Raw genomic sequence first — 20,088 nt, 5'->3', positions numbered from 1 at the left:
CCCTCGGTCATAGCACATGGCGAATTGCCGCTTTAAACTGCCATTACAGCCTATATCTTCGTTATTTTTCAAGCTTTAGATTACTCTGCGGTAAACCAGTCGTCGGCGCTTTCCCACGTTTCCTGCAAGATTTCAGAGATACGATCTTTGTCCTCTTTGCCAGCCCCCATGACTGTCAGGTTATTTGCGGACGCATAACGAACCTGAATGGGTGTGTCGGGATAAATTTTGTGAATACGCTTTTCCAGCTCATGCCTGAGTGCGTCGACTGCACCGGCGGGTAAAGGCGTTGTCTTTGCAAGAGTGATTTCTACGCGCATGCTGACCTCCAAATTTTAAACTGTTTATTTATACAGTTATTGCAAGCGGAGAACAAGACACGCAATAAAATTTAGCCCATCGGCATAATGCGGATGGGCTTGTCGATTAACGGACTGACCAGTTGAGGCTTTGTCCGGCGAGGAAGGGGATTAGCGATTCGTCGCCGAGAGCGATTTCTTCGGGGAATGTGACGGTTTCACGATGAAGCTCAATCCAGCTGTCGTTCACCGGCAGGCCATAAAAACGTGGGCCGTTCAGGGAGCAGAATGCTTCGAGTTTATCCAGCGCGTTCATTTCTTCAAAAACGGTGGCGTAGGTACTTAATGCCGCCTGAGCATTGAACACACCGGCACAGCCGCAGCTGGACTCTTTTCTGTGTTTTGCATGGGGCGCGGAGTCAGTGCCGAGGAAAAGTCGGTCACAGCCGCTAGCAACCGCTTCACGTAGCGCTTGCTGATGCGTATTGCGTTTTAATATGGGAAGGCAATATAGGTGAGGGCGAACGCCACCAACCAGCATATGATTACGGTTAAACATCAGATGCTGCGGTGTAATGGTTGCGGCGAGATAATCATTACCTTCAACAACATACTGCGCGGCTTCTTTCGTCGTAATGTGCTCAAGGACGACCTTCAGCTCAGGGAACTGTTTCCGTAATGGTTCCAGCACGGTTTCGATGAAGCGCGCTTCCCGATCGAAAATATCAACGGCAGAGTCGGTAACTTCACCGTGGATGAGTAACGGCATGCCAATTTTCTGCATTTGTTCCAGAATGCCAGAAATATTGGCGACGCTGGTGACCCCATGGCTGGAGTTCGTTGTCGCATTGGCTGGATAGAGTTTGGCTGCGGTAAAGACACCTTGCTCAAAGCCACTCACGACTTCGTTGGCATCAAGCGCATCGGTCAGGTAGCACGTCATCAGCGGATGAAAATCATCACCCTGCGGGACCGCGGCTAAAATACGCTGACGATATGCGATAGCGCTGGCTACGCTGGTAATCGGCGGCGTCAGGTTAGGCATAACAATCGCACGGCCAAAGAAACGGCTGGTATAGGGGAGAACGGTTTCCAGCATCCGATCGTCACGCAGGTGAATGTGCCAATCGTCAGGGCGACGGATTTTAAGAATAGTGGGCTGTGCGGTCATGGAATTGCGCTCCGGCGGTCAGTAGAAAAACATCGTCTTTCGGTTGGTTTTGGGACTGATACGGCGGGGGATAAGGATAAGCGTAAAGCTATTTGAATGCATCCGTTTGTTGATGAATGCTTGAAATTAACCGTGGATTGGCATCTGATAGCATTATCTTTTCATTGATAAACAAGGGATGTATATGGAAATTCGTATTGTTGCCACTATTCAGGCAAAGGCTGAGTTCATTGCTGATGTTACCGCAACGCTAAAGCGCGTGGTATCACCTAGCCGACAGGAAGCGGGTAATGTGCAATATGATCTGCATGAAGTCGTGGATAAACCCGGCTCGTTTGTGTTCTTCGAACGCTGGAAGGATCGTGATGCTGTGGCATCACATGAGCAGAGTGAGCACTTTAAACGCTTCTTGGTGGAACTGGATGGCAAAACAGACAGTGTAGACATCAAATTATTGAATTTTTTAGGCTAACAAATAGTTGTGCATAAAAAAACACCCGCCAATTGGCGGGTGTTTGTCTATAGAAATCAGGATTACTCGCTGACCGGTGTAGGTTTGGTTGCTGGCGCAGTTGACTGGTTAACTGCGGCATGACCGCCTGCCGAACCTTTTCCTGAGAACGGATAGGCCGGACGTACCCAATCACTGTGTCGAGCAGGCTCTGCATGGTATGCCGGCGCTGGCGCTTTAGTCATAGGCGCTGTCGCGTGGAGCTTATAACGAGGTTGCCCAGCAACGCTTGCTGCTTTTGTTACGCTCGATTCAGACGCTTCCACAATCGGTTGTGCGCTGATAGCAGATACCGGCTCATCCTGAACGCGTTGTGGCGTGCTGGTTTCCTGTACTGCGGAAACCGCAGGGGCAGAAACCGGTTCTGCCACATCTGCTTTCTCAGTTGCATCAGCGATGCTATCCGCTTGCTTGTCTTCTACGACTGCTTCGGTAGCTACGTTTTCAGCCACTGTTTGTTCAGAAGTAACCGCGTCAACGGTTTCTTCAGCGGCCTGAGTCTCCACCGTATCAGCAGCTTTTGCTTCTTCAACGGCATTCACGGCAACTGCAGCGATAGCATCGTCGATAGCGGTGTTTTCGGTAACTGGCTCGACGACGCTTTCTTCGCCTGCGGTACTCACCTCGACATCCACTACATTGCTATCCTGGATAACGTCTGCAGATTGTGCTGTTGCGGTTACCTTGGCTTCTTCGTGAACTACCGTTTCTACCGCTTCAGTAATCGCAACGTTTTCAACCGTGTTAGATTCCACTGCGTCAGCTTGTGCAGTCACTGCGGCTTCGACAACGGCAGGTAACAGCGGTGTTTCAATTGCTGCAACGTTCTCGTCCTGCTGTTGGCTTTCAACCTGCTGTGGCTGTGCAAGAGGATAGCTAACCCACACTTTTCCTGATGCCATTTCCGGTGATGCGGCGGCAAATTCCAACTGCATTGGTGACTGAGATGGGTAACGCTCATCACGATAGCGGCGACGGCGCTGGCCGCTGACGCGAAGATGACGTGGCGAACGACGTGAACGACGCGGCATACCGCCATTCTCGGCATTGGCACGATTAGCATCGCTTTGCTCGTTATCGACCTCGTTATTGTCTACCGCAGCATCGTTTGGCTTGACGTAAGATTGAACCTGCTCAGATGGGGCCGCGACAGACGCTGTGCTATCGGAGAGGGTATCTTGTTGCGCATCAGACTGAACGCGTACTTTCTGCGTCAACTGACGGCGCTGGCGACGCGGCATAACCTGAGTCGGTTTGTCCTCAGCCGCATTGTCATCGGAATCATCAATAACTGGCTGTGCTTTTGCCTCAGCCGGAGCCTGACGACGATCATCTTGACGACGACGCTGACGTTCAGCACGTGGTTCGCGACGCAGCTGTTCTTCCGAACTGGATTTTTCCGCATTTTCCGCTGACCGGGTGTCAGTAACCGCGTCCTCGTTTTGTCGCTTATTACGGCGCTGATCATCACGCTGTTCACGATTGTCACGATTGTCACGATTGTCACGATTGTCACGAGAGCCACGATCGCGGCGATTATTACCCTGACGGCGTGAGTTCCGGCGTTCAGGGCGCTGACCTTCAGTGGATTTCTCTTCTTCGGCCTTCTGATCGTCAACGCTATCCGCTGCTTTTGCCGCAGGCTCGGAAGCAAAGACGCTTTTTAAGGCGCTGAACAAACGGCTAACGAGGCCCGGCTGAGCGACTTCCGCAGGTTTCGCCGCCGCAGGCGCTGCTTTGGCAATCGATGGTGCGGTTTCCTCTGGCATTTCAGCCATGCTAAACGTTGCTAAAGCGGGTTGCTCAGGCTGTTTACGCTCGATCGTTTGTTCGTCTTGCAGCTGCTGCGTTTCCGTTTCCAAACGCTGAGGCAGCAAATAGCTGAGCGTTGGTTTCTCTTCGCCTTTACGGACGCGAACAACGGAGTAGTGCGGTGTCTGCATACCGTCGTGTGGCACGATGATCGCGCGCACGCCGCCTTGACGTTTCTCAATGGCGTTAACGGCGTCACGCTTCTCGTTCAGCAGATAAGATGCAATCTGGACCGGAACAATCGCGTGGACTTCTTTGGTATTTTCTTTCAGCGCTTCTTCTTCAATCAGACGAAGAATAGACAGTGAAAGTGATTCATTGTCACGAATCGTGCCTGTGCCGCTACAGCGTGGGCAGACGTGGTGGCTGGATTCACCCAGTGAAGGGCTCAGACGTTGACGCGACATCTCCAGCAGACCGAAGCGGGAAATCCGACCGATCTGAATACGTGCACGATCCTGACGCACGGAGTCACGCAGACGGTTTTCAACTTCACGCTGGTGACGAACCGGAGTCATATCGATAAAGTCGATAACGATCAGGCCACCGAGGTCACGCAGGCGCAACTGGCGGGCAATTTCGTCTGCGGCTTCAAGGTTGGTATTGAACGCAGTTTCTTCGATGTCACCACCGCGCGTCGCACGGGCGGAGTTGATATCGATTGCTGTCAGCGCTTCTGTCGTATCGATAACGATAGAGCCGCCGGACGGCAGGCGAACTTCACGCTGGAAAGCTGATTCGATCTGCGATTCGATCTGATAGTGGCTGAAAAGCGGAATTTCACCACTGTACAATTTGATTTTGCTACTGAAGTCAGGGCGACCCAGCGCAGAAATATGTTCTTTCGCCAGATCGAGAATTTTTGGGTTGTCGATCAGGATTTCGCCAATGTCTGGGCGCAGATAGTCGCGGAAAGCGCGGACGATCACATTACTTTCCTGATGGATCAGGAACGGTGCAGGGCGGCCTTCGGCAGCTTTTTTGATCGCGTCCCAGTGTTTCAGACGGAACGCCAAATCCCATTGCAGTGCTTCAGCGGATTTACCCACACCAGCGGTACGAACAATAAGCCCCATGCCATCGGGCAGTTGCAACGATCCCAACGCTTCTTTGAGCTCGGTACGATCGTCACCTTCGATTCGGCGTGAAATACCGCCCGCACGAGGGTTATTTGGCATTAAGACCAGATAGCTGCCTGCCAGACTGATAAAGGTGGTCAGTGCTGCGCCTTTGTTGCCACGCTCTTCTTTGTCTACCTGAACAATGACTTCCTGACCTTCACGTAACACGTCTTTGATGTTAGGACGACCGTGGGAGGAATAGTTGTTAGGGAAGTATTCGCGGGCGATTTCTTTAAGAGGGAGGAAACCGTGTCTTTCAGCGCCGTAATCAACAAAAGCCGCTTCAAGACTAGGTTCGATGCGAGTGATTTTACCTTTGTAGATATTTGCTTTCTTCTGCTCATGACCCGGACTTTCAATATCCAAATCATACAGTCGTTGACCATCAACCAAGGCAACACGCAACTCTTCCTGCTGAGTTGCGTTAATTAACATTCTTTTCATCTTCAACTTACTCGTTATTTTTACTTGCATTATTGATAGAGCTGCGGACAAAAGAACCGCATGACCGGAGTGAACCGATGGCCTCGTGGCTTATCGCAGGGACGTCAACCTCCCGGTTGTCGCCTGCATAGAGACGCATGTTTCGGTAGCCTGTGTTTCCTGATGGAAAACAGCGCATTTACTGAGGGAACAGCTTCTGAATTATGTCGCCAGATCTGATTCCATTTGCCGGCCAAGCTGCAATCCGCAGCCCGCTAACTGCTTGATTTCACATTACGTCTTACGCCATTGCTGCGTGTGTGCGTCATCAGGCAAATTTAATAATTTCGCAATTTCCCCTTGTTTTATCGGAAATCCGCGTGGGAAACGCAAAAGCATTATTCCACTGCTGATACCGTTATAGCAAGGTGACTTTGCCTGTCTGTATAAAGATAGTTCTGTTGTTATCACCAAAACGGACAGGGTTTGATGCTACAGCCTAACTCACCCGTCCACTTACTTGACAATGCAACAATATCTTCATAAGTCAGACACACAGTTAAGCACAGAAAAAGAAGTGGCGCTATCGGGTTGCTCTATTTAGAATCGCGCATCATGAAAACAGATAATCCTTCAGTACAATTTGTGACGATCTCCGCAGATGAAGCGGGGCAGCGCGTCGATAATTTTTTGCATACCCATTTAAAGGGTGTGCCTAAAAGCATGGTTTACCGCATCTTGCGAAAAGGTGAGGTAAGAATAAATAAGAAACGGGTCAAGCCTGAGTATAAATTGCTCGATGGCGATGTCATCCGTATTCCGCCTGTTCGACAGGCAGAACGCGATGAAACTCCTGTTTCTGCCAGTCTTGGCAAAGTAGCGGCGTTGGCCGAGTGCATTATTTATGAAGATGACTACCTGTTGGTTCTGAATAAGCCCTCGGGTACAGCCGTGCATGGCGGCAGTGGTCTGAGCTTCGGTGTGATTGAAGGGTTGCGTGCTTTACGTCCGGAAGCGCGTTTTCTGGAGTTAGTACACCGCCTCGATCGCGATACCTCTGGCGTTTTGCTGGTCGCAAAAAAACGTTCGGCCTTACGTTCTTTGCATGAACAGCTACGACTGAAAGGCATGCAAAAAGACTATCTGGCGCTGGTTCGCGGCCAGTGGCAGTCTCACTGCAAAGTTGTTCAGGCACCGCTGTTGAAAAATATCCTGCAAAGCGGTGAACGTATCGTACGAGTAAACAGCGACGGTAAACCATCAGAAACGCGCTTTAAAATAGAAGAGCGTTTTGAACACGCGACGCTGGTGCGGGCGAGCCCTGTTACCGGGCGTACGCATCAAATTCGTGTACACGCCCAACATGCTGGGCATCCGATAGCGTTCGATGACCGTTACGGCGATCGCGAATTCGATCAGCAACTGGCGGACACGGGCTTAAAACGCCTCTTCCTGCATGCGCAGGCGCTACGTTTTGAACATCCGAACACGGGTGAGACACTAAGAGTCGAAGCGCCATTGGATAGCGGACTGCGTCGCTGTCTGCAGGTGCTGCGCAAGACAAAAGCATAACCACGTATACCTCTACATGCTTTTGTCTGTCGGGATAGCTGCTTCATCGGGCTATCCCGATTTATTTTACACCGTCAATTTACACCGTCAGCGGATTTACGCCTTCCTTTTGTAGCATCTGCGTTAGCGCGATCAGGGGTAATCCAATGAGCGTATTAGGATCGCGCCCGGATAGTCGTTCAAAGAGGGTAATGCCCAATCCTTCGCTTTTAAAGCTGCCCGCGCAGTTCCACGGCTGCTCTTTCTCCAGATAACCATCAATTTCCGCTTCCGTTAACGTACGGAAATGCACATCAAATGGCTCTGCGAGGCTCTGCATTTCCTGGGTTGCACTATTGAATAGCGCTAAACCCGTAAAGAAGGAAACACACTTTCCGCTGGCCCGCTGCAACTGCCGTGTTGCATTACCCTTATGATGTGGTTTTCCTGTTATGGCGTTCCCCAGCACGCAAACCTGATCGGAACCGATAATCAGGCTATTGGGGTAGTGCGCGGCCAGCGCTTTCGCTTTGCTTTCAGCAAGACGGATCACAAGATCGACGGCGTTTTCGCCGGGGCGAGGTGTTTCATCGATGTCTGGCGATGCGCAAACAAAAGGGATCGCGAGCTTTTCCAATAAGGCTCGACGGTAAGGCGAGGTTGAGGCGAGAACAATCTGCTGCATAATTTTTTGATAAACCGTAGCGTAATGATGAAAGGCATTTTAAACTGTGCGCCGCTCTGGAAGCGAATATTGGTGAAAGGTGGTGCATCACTGCCTTTTTCTTTGACTCTATGTCGTTACGACGTTAATATGCGCGCCCTATGCAAAAGGTAAAATTACCCTTAACCCTTGATGCGGTCCGCACTGCTCAGAAGCGTTTAGATTACGTTGGTATCTATTCGGCTGAACAAGTAGAGCGTGTTGCCGAATCAGTGGTGAGTGTGGATAGTGATGTTCAGGCCTCTTTATCTTTCAATATTGATAATCAGCGTCTGGCGGTGATTGACGGTAATGCTGACGTTACGGTCACACTGATGTGTCAGCGTTGCGGAAAGCCGTTTGAACATCAAGTCCATGCGACATTCTGTTTTAGCCCGGTCGTCAATGATGAGCAGGCCGAAGCGTTACCGGAAGCGTATGAGCCGATCGGCGTTGATGAGTTTGGCGAAGTCGATCTGCTGGCAATGATTGAAGATGAAATTATTCTGATGTTGCCTATCGCCCCGGTGCATGATTCTGAACACTGTGAAGTGTCCGAAGCGGATATGGTATTTGGTCAACTGCCTGCAGAGGCGGAAAAACCAAATCCGTTTGCCGTATTAGCCAGTTTAAAGCGTAAGTAATTAAGGAGTAAGGTCCATGGCCGTACAACAAAACAAACCTAGCCGTTCCAAACGTGGTATGCGTCGTTCACATGATGCGCTGACTACCGCTTCTGTATCCGTAGATAAAGTTTCTGGCGAAACTCACCTGCGTCACCACATCACTGCGGATGGTTACTACCGCGGTCGCAAGGTCATTGCTAAGTAATTCTTGCGAATTATTTGCAAGGCAATACCTTGACACGCCTAACACTGGCGTTAGATGCGATGGGCGGGGATTTTGGTCCCTGCGTAACAGTGCCTGCTGCATTGCAGGCACTGGCTTCTAATCCAGCTCTCAATTTGTTATTAGTCGGCGATCCTGCTGCGATTACTCCATTACTTGCCAAAGTCGATTCTGATTTACTTTCCCGCTTAGAAGTTGTTCCGGCGGAGTCGGTTATTGCTAGTGATGCGAGGCCGTCGCAGGCTATTCGTGCGAGCCGTGGTACCTCAATGCGCATAGCGCTTGAGTTGATTAAAGACGGTAGAGCACAGGCCTGTGTAAGTGCTGGCAACACAGGTGCGCTTATGGGGCTTGCCAAGCTCCTGATTAAGCCACTGGAAGGCATTGAGCGACCCGCGTTGGTGTCAGTATTACCTCACCAGCAACATGGAAAAACAGTCGTGTTGGATCTGGGGGCGAATGTTGACTGTGACAGCACGATGCTGGTTCAGTTTGCCGTGATGGGCTCAGTGATGGCAGAAGAAGTGCTGGGACTGACAAATCCTCGGGTCGCGTTGTTGAATATCGGTGAAGAAGAAAGCAAAGGGCTGAGCACTATCCGTGAAGCAGCGGCACAGTTAAAAGAGGCACCATCAATAAATTACATCGGTTATCTGGAAGGCAACGATCTACTGACTGGAAAAACGGATGTGATGGTCTGTGACGGCTTTGTGGGGAATGTCACACTGAAAACGGTGGAAGGCGTGGTAAGGATGTTCCTGTCACTGCTGAAATCTCCAGCTTCAGGCCCTGGGCAAAAACAAAAGCGATCCTGGTGGTTGAAATGGCTAGGGCGTTTGTTACAAAAACGCTTATCAAAGCGTTTCGGTCATTTGAATCCCGATCAATATAATGGCGCATGCCTGCTAGGATTACGGGGAACTGTAATCAAAAGCCATGGTGCAGCAAACCAGAGAGCGTTTGCGGTTGCTATTGAACAGGCAATGCAGACGGTACGGCGGCAGCTTCCCGAGCGGATTGCCGCTCGTCTAGAAGCGGTATTACCCAAGAGTGATTAAGCGTACATGTATACAAAAATAATCGGAACGGGCAGCTACCTGCCTGAAGAAATCAGGACGAACGCTGATTTAGAAAAGATGGTGGAAACGACGGACGAATGGATCGTCACACGTACTGGAATCCGTGAGCGCCGTATTGCCGCGCCGGATGAAAACGTAGCGACCATGGGATATCGTGCCGCGCAGAAAGCGCTGGAAATGGCGAATGTCGATCCTTCTGAAGTCGGTCTTCTGATTGTTGCTACAACATCATCAAGCCATGCTTTCCCTAGCTCTGCCTGTCAGGTTCAGCAACTGCTAGGGATCAAAGATACGATTGCCTTCGATCTGGCTGCTGCATGTGCAGGTTTTACCTACGCGCTGAGCGTTGCCGATCAATATGTTAAAAGTGGTGCGGTGAAATACGCGCTGGTGATCGGCTCTGATACGTTGTCTCGTACATTGGATCCTGAAGATCGCGGCACGTTGATTCTGTTCGGTGATGGTGCGGGTGCCGTGCTGTTAACGCCGTCAGAGCAACCGGGTATTCTTTCTACCCATCTGCATGCCGATGGTCGTTATGGCGAACTGCTGACGTTGCCGCATCAGGATCGTAACCACGCGGATACGCCTGCTTACCTGACGATGGCGGGTAATGAAGTCTTTAAAGTGGCAGTGACTGAACTGGCACATATCGTTGAAGAAACGCTGCAAGCGGCTCAACTGGATAAAAGTGAATTAGACTGGCTGGTGCCTCATCAGGCTAACCTGCGTATTATCAGCGCCACGGCGAAAAAGCTGGGTATGGGGATGGATAAGGTGGTTGTGACGCTAGATCGTCATGGTAATACCTCCGCAGCCTCTGTGCCTTCAGCGCTTGATGAAGCGGTACGCGATGGGCGTATTAAACCAGGGCAACTGGTGCTGCTTGAAGCCTTCGGTGGCGGCTTTACCTGGGGTTCCGCGCTGGTTCGTTTTTAATTAAACAGGATTGTGATATGACGCAATTTGCAATGGTGTTTCCCGGTCAGGGATCGCAGACGGTAGGGATGTTGGCTGAACTTGCAGCAGAATACCCGATCGTCACCGAAACGTTTGCTCAGGCTTCTGAAGCGTTAGGTTATGACTTGTGGCAGCTTACCCAGCAAGGGCCGGCTGAAGAGTTGAATAAAACCTGGCAGACTCAGCCTGCGTTACTGACCGCTTCTGTTGCTATCTGGCGTGTCTGGCAGCAGCAGGGAGGCAAAACACCTGCTCTGATGTCTGGTCATAGCCTCGGTGAATATTCTGCACTGGTTTGTGCTGGCGTTCTGGATTTCCAACAGGCCGTCCGTCTGGTTGAACTGCGTGGGAAACTGATGCAGGAAGCCGTGCCAGAAGGCACGGGTGCGATGTATGCCATTATCGGGCTTGATAACGAGGCTATTGCCAAAGCGTGTGAAGAATCCGCGCAGGGGCAAGTGGTGTCTCCGGTAAACTTCAATTCACCGGGTCAGGTGGTGATTGCGGGCAATAAAGATGCCGTTGAGCGTGCGGGTGCTGCGTGTAAAGCGGCGGGTGCGAAGCGTGCGCTGCCGCTGCCTGTCAGTGTACCGTCACACTGTGCATTGATGGAACCAGCAGCGAAGAAACTTGCTGTTGCGCTGGAATCCGTGACGTTTAATTCTCCGGTCATCCCCGTTGTCAATAATGTTGATGCACGCATCGAAACCACGCCGGAAGCCATTCGCGATGCGCTGGTGCGCCAGCTTCATTGCCCGGTGCGCTGGACTGACTGTGTTGAATTTATGGCTTCTCAGGGCATTGAGTCGCTGTTAGAAGTCGGGCCGGGTAAAGTATTGACTGGCTTAACCAAACGAATCGTCGATACCCTGACAGCAGCTGCGGTGAACGATCCTGCTTCTCTATCAGCGGCGATTGAGAAATAAGAACGGAGAATACAATGAGTTTTGAGGGGAAAATTGCACTGGTTACTGGTGCAAGCCGTGGTATTGGGCGTGCCATCGCCGAGACATTGGTTGCCCGCGGGGCAAAAGTCATTGGTACCGCAACCAGCGAAAAAGGTGCTGAAGCAATTAGCGGCTGGCTGGGTGAGAACGGTAAAGGTTATATGCTGAATGTTGCCGATGCAGCATCAGTAGAAAGCGTATTAGCAGAAATTCGCGCAGAATTTGGGGAAGTTGATATTCTTATCAATAATGCGGGTATCACCCGTGATAACCTGCTGATGCGTATGAAAGATGATGAATGGCACGATATCCTGGATACCAATTTAACGTCGGTATTCCGCATGTCTAAAGCAGTGATGCGTGCCATGATGAAGAAACGTTTTGGCCGGATCATTACCATCGGTTCCGTTGTGGGAACGATGGGCAATGCAGGACAAGCTAACTACGCGGCAGCGAAGGCGGGACTGATTGGATTCAGTAAATCCCTCGCGCGTGAAGTGGCTTCTCGTGGTATTACGGTCAACGTTGTCGCGCCTGGTTTTATCGAAACAGATATGACTCAGGCATTGACAGAAGAACAGCGAGCAGGCATTTTGACGTCGGTTCCAGCTAACCGACTCGGTGATGCTAAAGAAATCGCCAGTGCTGTTGTATTTTTAGCCTCTGATGAAGCTGCTTACATTACTGGCGAAACATTGCATGTCAATGGCGGCATGTATATGATCTAAAAAGCTCGAAAACTATTTGCATTATTTGCGGTGATAACCGCAAAATAGCACAAAATCGTGGTTCGACCAGCCGAGATTTTGTTGCATCTTTTCAAACATTTTATACACTACGAAAACCATCGCGAAAGCGAGTTTTGATAGGAAATTTAAGAGTATGAGCACTATCGAAGAACGCGTTAAGAAAATCATCGTTGAACAGCTTGGTGTTAAGCAGGAAGAAGTCGTAAACAATGCTTCTTTCGTTGACGACCTCGGCGCTGATTCTCTTGACACTGTTGAGCTGGTAATGGCTCTGGAAGAAGAATTTGATACTGAGATTCCAGACGAAGAAGCTGAAAAAATCACGACTGTTCAAGCAGCCATTGATTTCATTCAGGCTAACCAGCAGTAAGCGAACATATCTAGGCGGTCATTCGACCGCCTAAGTTTTTTTGTCCCGCAGTGTCTTTTTTTCCCTCCCTGGAGGATAAGCGTGTCTAAGCGTCGAGTAGTTGTGACCGGACTGGGCATGTTATCTCCTGTCGGCAATACAGTTGAGTCTACCTGGAGTGCTCTTCTTGCCGGTCAGAGTGGTATCAGCCTGATCGACCATTTCGATACTAGTGCCTACGCAACGCGTTTTGCTGGCTTAGTAAAGGATTTTAATTCTGAGGAATTCATTTCGCGTAAAGAAGCTCGCAAAATGGATGCCTTTATTCAATACGGTGTTGCTGCTGGCGTTCAGGCCATGCAGGATTCCGGTTTGGAAGTAACGGAAGAGAACGCCCCGCGTATCGGTGCGGCGATTGGTTCCGGCATCGGCGGTCTGGGTCTTATTGAAGAGAACCACACTGCGCTGGTGAACGGCGGCCCGCGTAAAATCAGTCCGTTCTTCGTGCCGTCAACCATCGTCAATATGGTGGCTGGGCATCTTACTATTATGTACGGACTGCGTGGCCCGAGCATCTCTATCGCTACGGCCTGTACGTCTGGTGTGCACAATATTGGTCAGGCAGCTCGCATCATTGCTTACAACGATGCGGATGTGATGCTGGCCGGTGGTGCAGAAAAAGCCAGTACGCCATTGGGTGTCGGTGGATTCGGTGCCGCTCGTGCGTTGTCTACGCGCAATGACGATCCTCAGGCAGCAAGCCGTCCGTGGGATAAAGACCGTGATGGCTTTGTACTGGGTGACGGTGCTGGCCTCATGGTGCTGGAAGAGTATGAACACGCGAAAAAGCGCGGTGCGAAAATCTATGCAGAAATTGTTGGATTTGGCATGAGCAGCGATGCGTATCATATGACATCTCCGCCGGAGAACGGCTCTGGTGCTGCGCTGGCGATGGAAAACGCCCTGCGTGATGCTGGTGTGTCAACGAGTCAGATTGGCTATATCAACGCGCATGGCACCTCTACGCCAGCGGGTGATAAAGCCGAAACGCAGGCAGTGAAATCCGTATTTGGTGCGGACGCCAGCAGTGTGCTGGTGAGTTCGACAAAATCCATGACGGGTCACTTGCTCGGTGCGGCAGGCGCGGTAGAGTCAATTTTCAGTATTCTTGCTCTACGCGATCAGTCTGTTCCGCCAACGCTTAATCTGGACAATCCAGATGAAGGCTGCGATCTGGACTTCGTGCCGCATGAGGCGCGTCAGGTCAGCAATCTGGAATACGTACTCTGCAACTCTTTCGGTTTCGGTGGAACCAACGGTTCTCTGATCTTCCGTAAAGTTTGATTGCGATTGCGTCTTAAAAAAACCCGGTTTCCGGGTTTTTTTTTGCCTGCATAAAATCAGACACGCCTGCTTGTCTGCAACGCCGCTTTGCTGGCAAGCTGACGATGATGAATGATGCGGAGCTTATTATGCTGTGGATTAATGGTCAGTTACAGGAACAGCTCTCGGTACTCGATCGGGGTACACAGTATGGCGACGGCTGTTTTACGACAGCCAGAGTATGCGATGGCGATATTGTCTGGCTTGATCGACACGTCGTGCGTCTGCAACAGGCTGCTACGCGCTTATTGTTTCCGACGCTTGATTGGGAAAGCCTGATCGCTGAAATGAAACAGGCAGCACTGGGGCGAGTGGACGGCGTAGTGAAAGTGATGCTCACGCGGGGTGTCGGTGGGCGTGGCTACAGTGCCCAAGGCTGTGTGCAGCCAACCCGCGTCGTCATGCAGGTAAGCTATCCTGCGCACTATGCCAGCTGGCGTGAGCAGGGTATTAGCCTGAATCTCAGCCCTGTGGCGCTAGCTAAAAATCCGCTGTTGGCGGGAATAAAACATCTGAATCGGCTCGAACAGGTGTTGATTCGTGCGCATCTTGACCAGACCTCAGCCGATGAGACCCTCGTGCTTGACACCTCTGGTGCGCTAGTGGAATGCTGTGCCGCGAATTTATTCTGGCGTAAAGGGCACCGGGTCTATACGCCGGATTTATCCGAGTCAGGCGTGGATGGTGTTGCCCGGCAGCATATCATCGCCTTGCTGGCTGGTTCTGACTTCGATCTACAGATTGTTAGCGAACCCGTGGCCACACTGGCTGATGCGGATGAAGTGCTGATTTGTAACGCATTAATGCCGATAGTTCCCGTGAATCAGGCACATGTCTGGCGTTACCACTCCCGAGATCTTTATCAATTCCTGAGTTCTGACTGCTAGTAGATGGTTGATTTATGAAGAAAAAGAAAGTTGGTTTGCTGATTATCGCTGCTGTTGTACTCATGTTGCTGGTTGCGTGGCAGAAAATGCAGCGTTTTGCTGGTTCTCCATTGGCTATCGAAAAAGAAACTATTTTCACACTTCCTGCCGGTACGGGAAGGGAAGGGCTGGAAACGCTACTCCTCGATCAGAAAATTATTACTGATGGCGCGTTTTTTCCGTGGTTACTGCGTATCGAGCCTGAATTGGCGAAATTCAAGGCGGGTACGTATCGCTTTACGGCGGGAATGACCGTGCGCGAGATGCTGGCGCTCCTGTCCAGCGGAAAAGAAGCGCAATTCTCCATCCGTTTTGTCGAAGGCTCACGTTTGAAAGAGTGGTTGGTCACGCTGCAACAAGCGCCTTATATCAAGCACTCACTGGCCGATAAAACTGAACAGGACGTTGCCACCCAGTTGGAAATCAAAGATAAGACGAACCCGGAAGGCTGGTTTTATCCTGATACCTATTCATACACGGCAGGTACGAGCGATATCGCCCTGTTGCAGCGTGCGCATCAACGCATGAAAAAAACGGTGGATGAGGTATGGAAAGGGCGCGAAGAAGGATTACCGTATAAGACACCGGACGAATTACTGACGATGGCGTCAATCATTGAAAAAGAAACGGCGATCAATGAAGAGCGCACGCAGGTCGCTTCCGTTTTTGTCAATCGCTTACGTCTGGGCATGCGCTTGCAGACTGACCCCACAGTGATTTATGGCATGGGGGAGGACTATAAAGGCGTGATAACCCGTAAAGCATTAGATACGCCGACGCCTTACAATACTTATGTCATCTCCGGCTTACCGCCTACGCCAATTGCGATGCCGGGGAAAGCTTCATTGGATGCGGCTGCGCATCCAGCCAAAACGTCGTACCTGTATTTTGTGGCGGATGGAAAAGGCGGACACAGTTTTACCACTAACCTTGCAGACCATAATCGTGCTGTGAGGGTATACCGCTCAGCGTTAAAGGAACGGGATGAACAGTAAATTTATCGTCATTGAAGGATTGGAAGGCGCGGGGAAGACCACCGCGCGCAATATCGTCGTGGAAACGCTGCGCTCACATGGTGTGAAAGATGTGGTGTTCACACGGGAGCCCGGTGGTACGCCGTTGGCGGAGAAGCTGCGTGAGCTTATCAAGCAGGGTATAGCCGATGAGAAGGTCACGGACAAAGCGGAAGTGCTGATGTTATACGCGGCCAGGGTTCAACTGGTGGATAACGTCATCAAACCGGCGCTGGCGAATGGAAACTGGGTCATTGGCGATCGGCACGATCTTTCTTCACAGGCTTATCAGGGCGGTGGACGCGGGATCGACCAGCAACTGCTGCGCTCACTGCGCGATACTGTGCTCGGTGATTTTCGTCCCGACCTAACGCTTTATCTTGATTTGCCACCAGCCATTGGCTTGCAGCGCGCGCGTCAGCGCGGCGAACTGGATAGAATCGAGCAGGAGTCGCTGGCTTTCTTTGACCGCACTCGCTCCCGCTATCAGGAACTGGCGGCGGAGGATGACAGTATCCTGACGATCGATGCCTCACAGTCTATTGATGCCGTCAGTGCGAATATTCAGGCGGCGTTACAGCAGTGGTTGCAGCAACAAGGGTTGCAGCCTGTTGCAGAGGGGCAGGGCTGATGGAGTGGTATCCGTGGCTGAATGCATCTTATCGGCAGCTTATCGGCCAATACCAAGCGGGCAGGGGGCACCATGCGGTGTTGTTACATGCGCTGCCGGGCATGGGCGATGAGTCGCTGATTTATGCGCTGAGCCGCTGGCTGATCTGCCAGCGGCCTGATGGGATGAAAAGCTGCGGCCAGTGTCACTCTTGTAACCTGATGACCGCAGGAACGCACCCAGATTGGCATGTGCTAAGCCCGGAGAAAGGTAAGCAAAGCCTGGGTGTCGATCCCGTGCGTGACGTCGTGGAAAAAGTGTACCAACACTCCCGGCAGGGCGGAGCAAAAGTGATTTGGCTGGCTTCTGCTGAGCAACTGACTGAAGCCGCTGCAAACGCACTGCTGAAAACGCTGGAAGAACCGCCGCAGAATACCTTCTTTTTATTTGGCTGCCGTGAACCCGCTCGGCTCTTGGCAACGTTACGCAGCCGTTGCCTGTATCACTATCTGGATGTCCCTGGCGAGACGCAGAGCGTGCTGTGGCTGAATGCTCGCCATCGCCATGACAGCAAGGCATTGCGCACGGCATTGAGATTGCAATCGGGTGCGCCGCTAGCTGCCGAGGCGTTATTGCAGCCAGAGCGGTGGAAACAGCGTAGCGCGCTGTGTCAGGCGTTTTCTGCCGCGCTGACTTCGCGAGATCAGCTCTCGTTGATACCACAGCTAAATCATGACGATGTGGATGTTCGTATTCACTGGTTGGCCACGCTACTGCTGGATGCCATGAAATGGCAGCAGGGAGCAAGCGAGCATTGGGTGAATCAGGATCAGATCGAACTGGTTGAGCGTCTGGCGCGCGAACCTTCCGCACATTTGCAGTATGAGCTACAACAGTGGTTGGCTTGTCGGCAAAAATTGCTGACCGTCACGGGTGTGAACCGTGAACTGCTGCTGACGGAACGTCTGCTTGATGGGGAGCGCACGCTTGCTTCATCGGTTAAGCGCGACAGCCATCCTTTTTCTGTTTAATTACTATCGAGTAAATATCATGTTGTTAGTGGATTCCCACTGTCATCTTGACGGTTTGGATTATGAGTCATTGCATAAAGATGTCTCCGACGTGCTGGAGAAAGCGAAACGTCGCGATGTCGGCTTCCTTCTGGCGGTGGCGACAACGCTGCCCGGCTATCGTGCCATGGTGGAGTTAATCGGTGAGCGCGATAACGTGGCCTTTTCCTGCGGCGTTCATCCGCTTAATCAGGAAGCCCCTTATGATTATGCCGAGCTGCGTGAGCTAGCCAGCGCCAGCCGTGTGGTGGCGATGGGGGAGACGGGTCTGGACTATTTCTATCAGCAGGAGACGAAAGCCCAGCAGCAAGAATCGTTTCGCGAACACATTCGTATTGGCAATGACCTGAACAAGCCGGTCATCGTGCATACGCGTGCTGCCCGTGAAGATACGTTGGCAATTCTGCGTGACGAGCAGGCAGAGAAATGTAGCGGTGTTCTGCACTGCTTTACGGAAGATTTGATCACGGCAAAAGCGCTGCTGGACATGGGGTTCTATATCTCGTTTTCTGGGATCGTGACGTTCCGTAATGCAGAAGAGTTGCGTGACGTCGCGCGCTACGTGCCACTGGATCGGATGCTGATTGAGACGGATTCCCCTTGGCTCGCGCCGGTTCCGTTCCGGGGTCAGGAAAACCAGCCTGCGTATGTACGCGATGTCGCAGAATATCTCGCTGTACTGAAAGGCACATCGCTGGAAACCCTCGCTGCCGCCACGACAGAAAACTTCTCCCGCCTGTTTCACATCGATCCAGCTCGGTTGACCGCCGCGCAATAGTGGCTGAAAATAGCCGAGTTTTTTTTATCCGTGTAATTAATAGCGCTTCATAATCCCCTTGATTAGGTTTTTCCTCTTCAGGGGGACGTGTTTTTTAGCGATATATCACAGAAAAGTGCAATATCTGTTCGATCTCAGCCTGTTGGCTTGTGGAAACGTGATAGCAATCAAACATTGTGGACGCTATTTATTTTACTCTGCGTAAAAATTAAAGGGGGCTAAGACACCCCAACTCGCAAAGGCCATCCTCCCCGCCTTTGCTTATATGAAGTATCAGAAGTAAAAGCACTATTACTCAGGAGCACACTCAATTATGTTCAAGAATGCATTCGCAAACCTGCAAAAAGTAGGTAAGTCGCTAATGCTGCCCGTATCCGTACTCCCTATCGCAGGTATCCTGCTGGGTGTCGGTTCGGCCAATTTTAGCTGGTTGCCTGAAATTGTCTCCAGCGTCATGGCACAGGCCGGTGACTCGGTGTTTGCCAACATGCCGTTGATTTTTGCTATTGGTGTTGCCCTGGGCTTCACTAATAACGACGGTGTTTCCGCACTGGCGGCGGTGGTGGCTTATGGCATCATGGTTAAGACCATGGCTGCGATTGCGCCGCTGGTTCTTAATCTACCGGCTGCCGAGATCACGGCGAAGCACCTGGCGGATACGGGTGTTCTGGGCGGGATCATTGCCGGTGCGATTGCCGCGTATATGTTTAACCGCTTCTACCGCATTCAGCTGCCTGAGTATCTGGGCTTCTTTGCTGGTAAACGTTTTGTGCCGATTATTTCCGGCCTGACGGCAATCATTGTCGGTACGCTGTTGTCCTTCATCTGGCCACCAGTTGGTAGCGCGATCCAGGTATTCTCTCACTGGGCAGCGAATGAGAACCCGATGCTGGCATTCGGTATCTATGGGGTCGTTGAACGTTCTCTGGTACCGTTTGGTCTGCACCATATCTGGAACGTACCTTTCCAAATGCAGGTTGGTGAGTTCACCAATGCGGCGGGTCAGGTTTTCCACGGTGATATCCCTCGTTACATTGCAGGTGATCCGACTGCAGGCAAACTGTCCGGTGGTTTCCTGTTTAAAATGTACGGCTTGCCAGCTGCGGCTATTGCTATCTGGCATTCAGCTAAGCCAGAAAACCGCGCAAAAGTGGGCGGCATCATGATCTCTGCGGCACTGACCTCGTTCCTGACGGGGATCACTGAGCCAATTGAGTTCTCCTTCATGTTTGTTGCGCCGATCCTGTATGTGATCCATGCGATTCTGGCGGGTCTGGCGTTCCCAATCTGTATCCTGTTGGGCATGCGTGATGGTACAAGCTTCTCCCACGGTCTGATCGACTTCGTGGTACTGAGCGGCAACGGTAGCAACCTGTGGCTGTTCCCGATTGTAGGTCTGTGCTATGCGCTGATTTACTACACCATCTTCCGCGTTCTGATTGCCAAACTGAACCTGAAAACACCAGGCCGTGAAGATAGCGCATCTGAGCAAACCTCACAGGACAGCACAGAAATGGCTGCCGCTCTGGTTAGCGCGTTTGGTGGTAAAGAAAACATCACTAACCTGGATGCGTGCATCACCCGTCTGCGCGTTAGCGTAGGTGATGTGGCTAAAGTTGATCAGGCTGGCCTGAAAAAACTGGGCGCAGCTGGTGTGGTTGTGGCAGGTTCCGGTGTTCAGGCCATTTTCGGTACAAAATCCGACAACCTGAAAACCGATATGGACGACTACATCCGTAACCACTGATGTGTTGTTGGGGAGTGGTAAAAAGGGGCGAAAGCCC

At 51.4% G+C, this 20,088-nt stretch carries 20 protein-coding genes; 16 read left to right on the top strand and 4 right to left on the bottom strand.

What is annotated here, in order from left to right:
- Positions 1-80: 80 nt before the first annotated feature.
- Positions 81-320 carry a DNA damage-inducible protein I gene (gene dinI, locus BUB06_RS03945; RefSeq protein ID WP_010297195.1) on the bottom strand — a complete coding sequence of 80 codons (240 nt, stop codon included), beginning with the start codon at positions 318-320 and terminating at the stop codon, positions 81-83.
- A gap of 106 nt (positions 321-426) precedes the next feature.
- Positions 427-1,470, bottom strand: a complete 1,044-nt coding sequence (gene pyrC / locus BUB06_RS03940; RefSeq protein WP_039471535.1) for a dihydroorotase — start codon at positions 1,468-1,470, stop codon at positions 427-429.
- Positions 1,471-1,654: 184 nt separating this feature from the next.
- Between pyrC and BUB06_RS03935 the strand changes: the two genes are divergently transcribed.
- Positions 1,655-1,942 (top strand): putative quinol monooxygenase, encoded by a 288-nt coding sequence (locus BUB06_RS03935; RefSeq protein ID WP_010297204.1) that lies wholly within the window; start codon positions 1,655-1,657, stop codon positions 1,940-1,942.
- 62 nt (positions 1,943-2,004) lie between these two features.
- Here BUB06_RS03935 and rne read toward each other — a convergent pair whose 3' ends face one another.
- Positions 2,005-5,358, bottom strand: a complete 3,354-nt coding sequence (gene rne / locus BUB06_RS03930; protein WP_039471536.1) for a ribonuclease E — start codon at positions 5,356-5,358, stop codon at positions 2,005-2,007.
- A gap of 594 nt (positions 5,359-5,952) precedes the next feature.
- Between rne and rluC the strand changes: the two genes are divergently transcribed.
- Positions 5,953-6,909, top strand: coding sequence for a 23S rRNA pseudouridine(955/2504/2580) synthase RluC (rluC, locus tag BUB06_RS03925; RefSeq protein ID WP_039471538.1), 957 nt, complete (start codon positions 5,953-5,955; stop codon positions 6,907-6,909).
- 79 nt (positions 6,910-6,988) lie between these two features.
- On the opposite strand, the gene BUB06_RS03920 is transcribed toward rluC, so the two are convergent.
- Positions 6,989-7,573 carry a Maf family protein gene (locus BUB06_RS03920; RefSeq protein ID WP_039471540.1) on the bottom strand — a complete coding sequence of 195 codons (585 nt, stop codon included), beginning with the start codon at positions 7,571-7,573 and terminating at the stop codon, positions 6,989-6,991.
- 140 nt (positions 7,574-7,713) lie between these two features.
- Between BUB06_RS03920 and yceD the strand changes: the two genes are divergently transcribed.
- From yceD to ptsG, 14 genes are all read left to right on the top strand, one after another.
- On the top strand, positions 7,714-8,235 hold the full coding sequence (gene yceD / locus BUB06_RS03915; protein WP_005970520.1) for a 23S rRNA accumulation protein YceD: 522 nt from the start codon (positions 7,714-7,716) through the stop codon (positions 8,233-8,235).
- A gap of 16 nt (positions 8,236-8,251) precedes the next feature.
- Positions 8,252-8,422 carry a 50S ribosomal protein L32 gene (rpmF, locus tag BUB06_RS03910; RefSeq protein WP_005970518.1) on the top strand — a complete coding sequence of 57 codons (171 nt, stop codon included), beginning with the start codon at positions 8,252-8,254 and terminating at the stop codon, positions 8,420-8,422.
- Positions 8,423-8,451: 29 nt separating this feature from the next.
- Positions 8,452-9,498 (top strand): phosphate acyltransferase PlsX, encoded by a 1,047-nt coding sequence (plsX, locus tag BUB06_RS03905; RefSeq protein WP_010297216.1) that lies wholly within the window; start codon positions 8,452-8,454, stop codon positions 9,496-9,498.
- A 6-nt stretch (positions 9,499-9,504) separates the two neighbouring features.
- Positions 9,505-10,458 (top strand): beta-ketoacyl-ACP synthase III, encoded by a 954-nt coding sequence (locus tag BUB06_RS03900; RefSeq protein ID WP_010297218.1) that lies wholly within the window; start codon positions 9,505-9,507, stop codon positions 10,456-10,458.
- Positions 10,459-10,475: 17 nt separating this feature from the next.
- A complete protein-coding gene (fabD, locus tag BUB06_RS03895) occupies positions 10,476-11,405 on the top strand; it encodes an ACP S-malonyltransferase (RefSeq protein ID WP_039471543.1) in 930 nt (309 codons plus the stop codon).
- A 14-nt stretch (positions 11,406-11,419) separates the two neighbouring features.
- Positions 11,420-12,154: a 3-oxoacyl-ACP reductase FabG gene (gene fabG, locus BUB06_RS03890; RefSeq protein WP_010297224.1), complete on the top strand. Its 735-nt coding sequence runs from the start codon at positions 11,420-11,422 to the stop codon at positions 12,152-12,154.
- Between the two features lie 154 nt (positions 12,155-12,308).
- Positions 12,309-12,545: an acyl carrier protein gene (gene acpP, locus BUB06_RS03885; RefSeq protein WP_005970506.1), complete on the top strand. Its 237-nt coding sequence runs from the start codon at positions 12,309-12,311 to the stop codon at positions 12,543-12,545.
- 81 nt (positions 12,546-12,626) lie between these two features.
- Complete coding sequence (fabF, locus tag BUB06_RS03880; RefSeq protein WP_010297227.1) at positions 12,627-13,868, top strand: beta-ketoacyl-ACP synthase II; 1,242 nt, start codon at positions 12,627-12,629, stop codon at positions 13,866-13,868.
- 128 nt (positions 13,869-13,996) lie between these two features.
- The gene (pabC, locus tag BUB06_RS03875) at positions 13,997-14,794 is read left to right on the top strand and encodes an aminodeoxychorismate lyase (protein ID WP_039471954.1); all 798 of its coding nucleotides are present in this window, start codon (positions 13,997-13,999) and stop codon (positions 14,792-14,794) included.
- 14 nt (positions 14,795-14,808) lie between these two features.
- Entirely contained in the window at positions 14,809-15,828 is a 1,020-nt protein-coding gene (gene mltG / locus BUB06_RS03870) for an endolytic transglycosylase MltG (protein ID WP_039471546.1), read from the top strand.
- The gene (tmk, locus tag BUB06_RS03865) at positions 15,818-16,477 is read left to right on the top strand and encodes a dTMP kinase (protein ID WP_039471548.1); all 660 of its coding nucleotides are present in this window, start codon (positions 15,818-15,820) and stop codon (positions 16,475-16,477) included. The genes mltG and tmk overlap by 11 nt, the downstream gene beginning before the upstream one ends.
- Positions 16,477-17,487, top strand: a complete 1,011-nt coding sequence (gene holB / locus BUB06_RS03860) for a DNA polymerase III subunit delta' (protein ID WP_010297240.1) — start codon at positions 16,477-16,479, stop codon at positions 17,485-17,487. Before tmk ends, holB begins: the two co-directional genes overlap by 1 nt.
- Positions 17,488-17,506: 19 nt before the next feature.
- Positions 17,507-18,304: a metal-dependent hydrolase gene (locus BUB06_RS03855; RefSeq protein WP_010297243.1), complete on the top strand. Its 798-nt coding sequence runs from the start codon at positions 17,507-17,509 to the stop codon at positions 18,302-18,304.
- A 313-nt stretch (positions 18,305-18,617) separates the two neighbouring features.
- Complete coding sequence (gene ptsG / locus BUB06_RS03850; protein ID WP_010297248.1) at positions 18,618-20,051, top strand: PTS glucose transporter subunit IIBC; 1,434 nt, start codon at positions 18,618-18,620, stop codon at positions 20,049-20,051.
- Positions 20,052-20,088 lie beyond the last annotated feature (37 nt).

The sequence above is a fragment of the Pectobacterium carotovorum genome, assembly GCF_900129615.1.
In the GTDB taxonomy this organism is placed as follows: domain Bacteria; phylum Pseudomonadota; class Gammaproteobacteria; order Enterobacterales; family Enterobacteriaceae; genus Pectobacterium; species Pectobacterium carotovorum.
Note: the sequence above shows the minus strand (reverse complement) of the source record. Positions and strands in the feature narration are given on the sequence as shown.